This is a genomic window from Brochothrix sp., assembly GCF_017549435.1.
GTDB classification, from domain to species: Bacteria; Bacillota; Bacilli; order Lactobacillales; family Listeriaceae; genus Brochothrix; species Brochothrix thermosphacta.
In genome coordinates, this window is the sequence record NZ_JAFYUW010000074.1 from 1 (window position 1) to 7,349 (window position 7,349).

Below are 7,349 nucleotides of genomic sequence, written 5' to 3' on the forward strand. Positions count from 1 at the left end.
AGAACGAGAGCGTTTCTTTTGTAACCAAATAAAGTGCTTTTAGCTAACAAATTAATAAGCTATTACGAAATTACAGTTAGATTATAGATAGTAGCGACTGTCCCTTATGCTCGAAATTTGCTATACTTAACAGGTTGAACAGATCAAATAGGAACAGGTGGAGATGAACAGATGGGGAACCCAAACGAAACAAATAAATTAAACATTCTGATTGAACAAATCGGCCTCTCCGACAATGAAGTTATTGTAAATGAATTACAAACAGCATCATTAGAAAAGGTTGTCGTGCATCAGCAAAGCCAACGCTGGCAGTTTGTGATTCAAATTCCAACGTATTTAACAGGAACAACATATCGCGTTTTAACTGAGGCGCTTGGCAATAGTTTTGATCACATTCATTCATCAGAATTGAAATTCATATCATTAGGTGGCGAACTAACAAGCGAACTATTACAAGAATACTGGCCATTTTTTGCAAATAAAGTCCGTGAAGGTTCACCGATGATTGGTCAACGTATTGCTGATCAAGTACCGTCCGTTTCTCAACGGAAAATTACGTTGTCAGCGGATAACGAAACAGAAAAAATGGTAATGAGTAAAAAGTGTACGAACCAAATTCTACCTTTGTTAGAACAGGCGGGAATTACGGGCTATACTTTTATCATTGATGTTCAGTCTGTTAATCGCGAATCAGAAGAATTTAAGAAATTTACAGAAGATAAAGCACAAGAAGATAAAGCTAAAGCCTTAGCAACTTTAAACGAAATGCAAAAACGTGTGGAGAACCAATCGAAAGATAATCCAGTACCTAGTGGCCCATTAGTATTGGGCTTACCAATTAAAGCGAATGAAGAAATGATGACATTAGATGCAATCGTGGATGAAGAACGTCGTGTTACAGTGCAAGGTTATATCTTTGATGCCGAGGTACGTGAACTGAGAAGCGGTCGTTCATTGGTTCAGTTTAAAATCACTGATTACCGTAGCTCGATTATTGTTAAGATGTTCTCTCGTGATAAAGATGATAGCTCAATCTTCGCAGGTATTAAAAAAGGCTTGTGGGTGAAAGTTCGTGGTTCTGTCCAAAATGATAACTTCTCTCGAGAGTTAATCTTGATGGCGCAAGATATTAATGAAATTTCAGTTAAAGGTCGTGAAGATAAAGCAGCTGAAAAACGCGTAGAGTTACACTTACATACACCGATGAGTGCAATGGATGCTGTAACACCAACGGGTGATTTAGTTGCTCAAGCAGCGAAGTGGGGGCATAAAGCAGTTGCGATTACCGATCACTCTGTGGCACAGTCCTTCCCTGATGCACATGCTGCTGGAAAAAAACACGGCATTAAAATTTTATACGGTGTAGAAATCAATTTAATCGATGAAGGCGTACCGATTGTATACAATGAGTCACATCGTAATTTACGTGATGCTTCATATGTCGTTTTTGATGTGGAAACAACAGGGCTATCTGCGGTTTACGATAAGGTAATTGAGTTAGGTGCGGTAAGAATGGTTAACGGTGAAAAGGTTGATGAATTTGAAGCCTTTATCAATCCAGGTCATCCTTTAAGTGCCACAACAATTAACTTAACAGGTATTACAGATGATATGGTTGCTAACACACCAACAGAAGAAGAAGTGTTTAAGCGTTTTAAAGAATGGGCAGGAGATGATATCCTTGTTGCTCATAACGCAAGTTTTGATATGGGCTTCTTAAATACGGCATATAAACGCCATAATATGGGGGTTGCCGAAAACCCTGTGCTAGATACATTAGAACTCGCACGTTTCTTATACCCACACTTCAAAAACCATCGTCTTAATACATTAACCAAACGATTTAACATTATTCTTGAACAACATCACCGGGCTATCTTTGACTCGGAAGCTACAGCATACTTAGCATGGAAATTGATTAAGGATGCAGAAGAAGAGCACACTATTTTGTTCCACGATCAATTGAATGAACACGTGGGTGAAGGCGATGCTTATAAACGTGCACGTCCCTCACACGCGACAGTTTTAGCAACTAACTATGTCGGTTTAAAAAACATGTTCAAATTGATTTCTGAGGCAAACCTCAGTTACTTCCATCGTATACCACGTGTACCAAGAACCTTATTAAACAAATTACGTGAAGGTTTAATTGTGGGGTCGGGTTGTGATCGTGGTGAAGTCTTTATGGCGATGATGCAAAAAGGGGCAGTAGAAGCCGAAAATGCGGCAGCCTACTATGATTATATTGAAGTTATGCCACCCACTGTTTATCAAACGCTTATTGAAAACGAAATGGTACGTGACCGCGAAGCACTACAAGACATCATCAAAAATGTAATTGCTTTAGGTGAAAAATTAGGTAAAACAGTTGTCGCAACAGGTAACGTGCATTACCTTGATCCAAAAGATAAAATTTACCGTAAAATTTTAATTAATTCTCAAGGGGGAGCCAACCCTCTGAATCGTTACCCGATGCCTGACGTTCATTTCCGTACAACAGACGAAATGTTGGAAGAATTTGCCTTTTTAGGTGAAGACAAAGCATTTGAATTAGTTGTAACTAACACCAACGCGATTGCGGATCAATGTGAACCTATCGTTCCAGTGAAGGATGAATTATACACGCCTAAAATTGAAGGGGCGGATGAAGAAGTCACAGAAATGAGTTACAACAATGCACGCGCTAAATACGGTGAAGAATTACCGCAAATTATCATCGATCGTTTAGAAAAAGAATTAAAGAGTATTATCGGGCATGGATTCGGTGTTATTTACTTAATCTCGCAAAAGCTCGTTAAGAAATCAAATGATGACGGTTATATCGTAGGTTCTCGTGGATCTGTCGGTTCTTCTTTCGTTGCAACGATGACGGGAATCACAGAGGTTAATCCCTTACCGCCACATTATGTCTGTCCAAAATGTCAGCATTCTGAGTTTTTCCATGACGGCTCAGTGGGTTCTGGTTTTGATTTACCAGATAAACCATGTACAGAGTGTGGCACTAACTACGATAAAGACGGACACGATATTCCTTTCGAAACTTTCTTAGGCTTTAAAGGGGATAAAGTACCCGATATCGATTTAAACTTCTCGGGAGACTATCAAGCACAAGCTCATAACTATACGAAAGTATTGTTTGGTGAAGAGTACGTTTACCGTGCAGGTACGATCGGAACAGTGGCCGAAAAAACAGCTTATGGTTTTGTAAAAGCTTACGAGCGCGACAATGACCTTCATATTCGGGGTGCTGAAACAGATCGCCTAGTAAGTGGCTGTACAGGAGTGAAGCGGACAACCGGGCAACATCCAGGGGGGATTATTGTTATTCCTGATTACATGGATGTGTATGATTTTTCACCAATCCAATTCCCAGCCGATGACGTCAACTCAGATTGGAAAACAACGCATTTTGATTTCCACTCAATTCATGATAACGTCTTGAAGTTAGATATACTGGGTCACGATGATCCGACAATGATTCGTATGTTACAAGATTTAAGTGGTATTACACCGGAACAAATCCCAACGGATGATCCGGAAGTATTCGCATTGTTTTCAGGTACAACGTCATTAGGTGTTACACCAGAAGATATTAATTCAAAAACAGGAACTTTAGGAGTCCCTGAATTCGGAACGCGTTTTGTTCGACAAATGTTAGAACAAACCAACCCAAGTACTTTTAGTGAATTGCTCCAAATTTCAGGACTATCACACGGGACAGATGTTTGGTTAGGTAACGCCGAAGAATTAATTAAATCAGGTCAATCCGTTCTTTCAGAAGTAATTGGTTGTCGTGATGATATCATGGTTGGTTTAATTTATATGGGCGTCGAAGAATCATTAGCTTTCAAAATCATGGAATCCGTTCGTAAAGGAAAAGGAATTCCTGAAGATTGGGAAGCCGCTATGCGCGCTGAAAATGTACCTGATTGGTACATTGATTCATGTAAAAAAATCAAATACATGTTCCCGAAAGCCCATGCAGCCGCTTATGTCTTAAATGCGGTAAGAATTGCTTACTTTAAAGTCCATCACCCGTTATTCTATTATGCAACCTACTTTACAGTTCGTGCGGATGATTTTGATTTAATTTCAATGGTTAACGGTAAACACGCAATAGTAGCCAGCATGAAAAACATCACGGATAAAGGGATGGAAGCTTCAACGAAAGAGAAAAACCTTTTAACTGTTCTAGAATTAGCAAATGAAATGGTTGCTCGTGGTTATAAATTCCAAAAAGTTGATTTATATAAATCGAAAGCAGCTGAATTTATTATTGAAGGCGATTCATTAATACCTCCGTTTGATTCTATTCCTGGTTTAGGAACTAACGTCGCTAAACAATTAGAAGCGGCTCGTGCAGACGGTATTTTCCTATCGAAAGAAGATGTGAAACAACGTAGTAAAGTATCACAATCAATCATTGATTATATGACAGATATGGGTTGCCTTGAAGGGTTGCCTGATGAGAATCAATTGTCACTTTTCTAAAAAAACAGAAGACCTCTCATTGCGAGTAGGTCTTCTTTTATGTTTTAATTCTGCTAGCTTTATGATATTCAATCGGTGCGACATAAAATGTATGTCATAAAAATCGTCTCAAAAGATACTATCTTGTCACTCGAAAAAACAAATTAAGTGTTTTTTAATCGCTTTTTTTGAATGATAGCTAACTGTCGATAACAGCTCTAATTCCCAAGTTGTTTTTCATTTTTTTCTAAAAAATTTAGAAAAATTGCTTGTTTTAAGTTTAATTTTAATTTTAAAGGGTACTTTTTAGTAGGTGCACCTATTACTAAAAGTACTTATCTTTGAAAGAAGGTGAATTTCAAGTTGAGAAAATCGCAAAAATTTATCATGGGCTTTTTAGCGATATTAGTGATGTTAATCGCTTATTTTGTAATTTTGCAAGTTCAACCTTCAGCTAACACCCCGTTTCATGTGGGAGACGTATTAACCTATGTTCGCGATGTCCCATATTATAATTTAGTGTTGTTTTGGATTGCTTTTGGTTTATTATCATTAGCATTCTTAGCTTTTGTGATTAGTTTCTTAATCCCACCGAAAGAGCGTTTTTTAACGTTATACTCTGAGAATAAAAACACCTTAGAGATTCAAAAGAAAGCGATTGAATCAATCATTTTAACAAAAGCCAAACAAAAACAATTTTTAGAAGACGTTTCGCCAACGGTTATTGTTAAAACAAAGAAACAAAAAATCACAGGCGAGATTCACTGTAAGGTATTAGACGATACTGATTTCACAGCGAGAAATAAGATTTTCTTGCAAGAATTACATCGCGACATCGTACAGATGTTGAACTTAGAGGCTGAAAACATTCAATTAAGTTTGAAAATCAAACCTCGTAAAATCAAAACAAGCAGCAAACAGCGAGTAATATAGTAAGAAAGGGAGACTGATATGAAAGAATTAATAAAAGAGAATCAGTATGCTTTAATTGGCGCTTCAGTTGGTTTCGTCATTGCTTTATTATTCATAACGCTCGGTTTTTTTAAGACAATTTTGTTACTATTTTTAACATTTTGTGGCTTTATGATAGGTTATTACCTCAATAAGCGAATAAAGTATTTAAAATAATTGATAAAGGGGTTTTTTAAATGACAGAATTCACAAACAAACCAAACACTACTAACGTAGAGAGTACAGGTGCAATCACAAAAGAATTAACTTACGAAGATAAAGTTTTGCAAAAAATCATCGGTATTGCTTTGGAAGATGTCAGCGGCTTATTGACAATTGATGGTGGTTTTTTCTCAAATATAGCTGAAAAACTCGTCAACACAGATTCAAAAACAACAGGCGTTAATGTTGAAGTAGGTAAAAAACAAGTAGCAGTTGATTTAGATATTGTTGTTGAGTATGGTAAAAATATTCCTGATTTATTCGAAAAAATCATTCAAGCCATTCAAAAAAATGTTGATGATATGACTGGATTGAAAATTGTGGAAGTTAATGTTAATGTTGTCGATGTGAAGTCGAAGGAACAGTATGAAGAAGATTCAGTGACTGTTCAAGATCGTGTCAGTGATATTACTGAAAAAGCAGGTCATTCAGTAAGTCATCAAACTGAAAAAGTAAAAAAAGCGACGTCGAGAGCAACTGAAAATGTGAAAGATAAGGTTGAAAGTAACCGTGTAGAATAAATTTCAGAGTAAAAAAAGGGCGTCACTACAAAATGTAGTGACGCCTTTTTGCTGTCTACGAAAATAAAATCGCACTATATATTGAGCTAAAATAGTCAAGTAAAAGCAGATAAAATGTTCAACAACTGTTTTTTTAAATAATGCTCAACTACGTTGGCATTGGTATAAGCAACGCTGTTATTCTCAGATGTAAATACAGTTACTTACCCACAAAAAAATCACTGGTGTATAAACTTTATTGAAGTGAATTTTGTTTTTCGCTCTTTAAAATTAAAGCGATACCTTTTTTAGAGTTCAATATCTAAACATTTATGTTATTTAAGAGACAGAAAAGCAGTTTACGTTACAGTTTAAACTCATGAGCCAATTATTATCTAACCAGTAATTTCATTAAAAATACCATTACCAATACAGGGGCAACGCCCTTTAACAATAGGTCATTCAGTAAAGTCCTTTTTTTGGGGTCAGGTGCACGTTGATCCATTTGAATTCGAATATTGCCGGAAAATTTTGTCATATTGATATCAAATATTCTTTCCTGGTAAACATTACTGTGGCAATGAGGGCAGGTGAATTTTACAGATTTTGTTTGAGAATGGATTGTTTGTATCTTTTTAACTAAGGCTCTGCGACACTTTGCTTTTGTTTCAATGCCGTTTAGCTGATACACCTCATTACATGCCGTGCATTTAAAAGTGTGAAAAGTTGTTTCTTCTTCGTTAACCTTTTTTATATAAAGCATTAATTTAATTCCTCTATAAAAAAGGTTTACTCCAGCTGCCATAAATAGTACAAAAAATATTTTTAAAATCATAGTATAAGTTTGGTCCTCTCCTAATAAGATTATTCTGCTATTTATATATAATAACATGTAATCAATAAAACGAGTTTTTAACAACGCCATATTTATAGTTAATAAATAAAAAAAACCAAAAAAATTTCATCAAGTAACACATCATTGCAGCGCATGTGTATTCGTTGCTAAGCATTAATTACGAGTATAGTTTCTAACAGAAAAGTTATTGATTATAGCGGTCGTTTATTATTATTTTTTAGCCTCGTCTGAACAACAACAGACATTTAAGGCAGATTGTTGCAACAGTAGCGTTTTTATGCTATATTTAGTATGTAAAGTTTAGATAGTTGTCAACGGAGAGTGGGTATACGCCCACTCTTTCGTTTTGA

At 36.2% G+C, this 7,349-nt stretch carries 5 protein-coding genes; 4 read left to right on the forward strand and 1 reads right to left on the reverse strand.

Annotated features, from left to right (window positions below):
* The first annotated feature begins 171 nt into the window (after positions 1-171).
* From IKV95_RS04995 to IKV95_RS05010, 4 genes are all read left to right on the forward strand, one after another.
* On the forward strand, positions 172-4,491 hold the full coding sequence (locus IKV95_RS04995) for a PolC-type DNA polymerase III (protein ID WP_029090917.1): 4,320 nt from the start codon (positions 172-174) through the stop codon (positions 4,489-4,491).
* A gap of 342 nt (positions 4,492-4,833) precedes the next feature.
* A complete protein-coding gene (amaP, locus tag IKV95_RS05000) occupies positions 4,834-5,403 on the forward strand; it encodes an alkaline shock response membrane anchor protein AmaP (protein WP_029090918.1) in 570 nt (189 codons plus the stop codon).
* A gap of 18 nt (positions 5,404-5,421) precedes the next feature.
* Entirely contained in the window at positions 5,422-5,598 is a 177-nt protein-coding gene (locus IKV95_RS05005; protein WP_081312182.1) for a DUF2273 domain-containing protein, read from the forward strand.
* A 20-nt stretch (positions 5,599-5,618) separates the two neighbouring features.
* Positions 5,619-6,164, forward strand: coding sequence for an Asp23/Gls24 family envelope stress response protein (locus IKV95_RS05010; protein ID WP_069118969.1), 546 nt, complete (start codon positions 5,619-5,621; stop codon positions 6,162-6,164).
* Between the two features lie 370 nt (positions 6,165-6,534).
* Here the strand turns inward: IKV95_RS05010 and IKV95_RS05015 are convergent, their stop codons facing one another.
* The gene (locus tag IKV95_RS05015; protein ID WP_287451464.1) at positions 6,535-6,978 is read right to left on the reverse strand and encodes a hypothetical protein; all 444 of its coding nucleotides are present in this window, start codon (positions 6,976-6,978) and stop codon (positions 6,535-6,537) included.
* Between the last annotated feature and the right edge of the window lie 371 nt (positions 6,979-7,349).

Coding starts and splice junctions, on each gene's coding strand:
- IKV95_RS05015 (WP_287451464.1), bottom strand. CDS start 6,978: ATGATTTTAAAAATATTTTTTGTACTATTTATGGCAGCTGGAGTAAAC.
- IKV95_RS05005 (WP_081312182.1), top strand. CDS start 5,422: ATGAAAGAATTAATAAAAGAGAATCAGTATGCTTTAATTGGCGCTTCA.
- IKV95_RS05010 (WP_069118969.1), top strand. CDS start 5,619: ATGACAGAATTCACAAACAAACCAAACACTACTAACGTAGAGAGTACA.
- IKV95_RS04995 (WP_029090917.1), top strand. CDS start 172: ATGGGGAACCCAAACGAAACAAATAAATTAAACATTCTGATTGAACAA.